The organism is Nocardia sp. NPDC003345 (assembly GCF_053589395.1).
In genome coordinates this window covers 1-1,095 of record NZ_JBSFRU010000627.1, presented here as the reverse complement: position 1 = coordinate 1,095, position 1,095 = coordinate 1, and the positions used below count along the sequence as shown (strand labels likewise).

Genomic DNA, 1,095 nt, shown 5'->3' with positions numbered 1-1,095 from the left:
ACCCTCGCGGATCGCGAAGCGCAGACCCTCGTCCATGGCGACCGGCTGGATCAGCTTCACCGACATCTCGGTGTTGTCGCCGGGCATAACCATTTCGGTGCCCTCGGGCAGGGTCACAACGCCCGTCACGTCAGTCGTACGGAAGTAGAACTGCGGACGGTAGTTGTTGAAGAACGGGGTGTGGCGGCCACCCTCGTCCTTCGACAGGATGTAGGCCTGACCCTCGAACTCGGTGTGCGGGGTGGTGGTGCCCGGCTTGATGACGACCTGGCCGCGCTCCACGTCCTCACGCTTGATACCACGGATCAGCAGACCCGCGTTATCGCCCGCCTGGGCGGTGTCCAGCATCTTCCGGAACATCTCGATACCGGTGATGGTGGTCTTGGTCTTCTCCGGGCGGATGCCGACGATCTCGACTTCCTCGTTGAGGTTGACCACGCCACGCTCCACACGACCGGTGACGACGGTGCCACGACCGGTGATGGTGAAGACGTCCTCGATCGGCATCAGGAACGGCTTGTCGGTCTCACGCACCGGGTCCGGGATGGACTCGTCGACCGCGTTCATCAGCTCGACGATGGATTCGCTCCACTTCTCGTCGCCCTCCAGCGCCTTCAGGCCGGAGACGCGCACCACGGGGGCGTCCTCGTCGAACTCCTGCGAAGCCAGCAGCTCGCGGACCTCCATCTCGACGAGCTCGAGGATTTCCTCGTCGTCGACCATGTCCGACTTGTTCAGCGCGACCAGGATGTAGGGCACGCCGACCTGACGGGCGAGCAGCACGTGCTCACGGGTCTGCGGCATCGGGCCGTCGGTGGCCGCGACCACCAGGATGGCGCCGTCCATCTGCGCCGCACCGGTGATCATGTTCTTGATGTAGTCGGCGTGACCGGGGGCGTCTACGTGGGCGTAGTGGCGCTTCTCGGTCTGGTACTCGACGTGGGAGATGTTGATCGTGATACCACGAGCCTTCTCCTCCGGCGCCTTGTCGATCTGATCGAAGGCAAAGCTCTCGTTCAGATCCGGATACTTCTCCGCCAGCACCTTGGTGATCGCCGCGGTCAGCGTGGTCTTGCCGTGGTCGACGTGACCGAT

At 63.7% G+C, this 1,095-nt stretch carries 1 protein-coding gene; it reads right to left on the bottom strand.

Translation table 11 applies throughout. From position 1 onward, the window contains the following. Positions 1 to 1,095, bottom strand: a 1,095-nt coding sequence (gene tuf, locus ACWDU1_RS32510; RefSeq protein ID WP_450004244.1) for an elongation factor Tu, incomplete at both ends; no start/stop codon positions are given.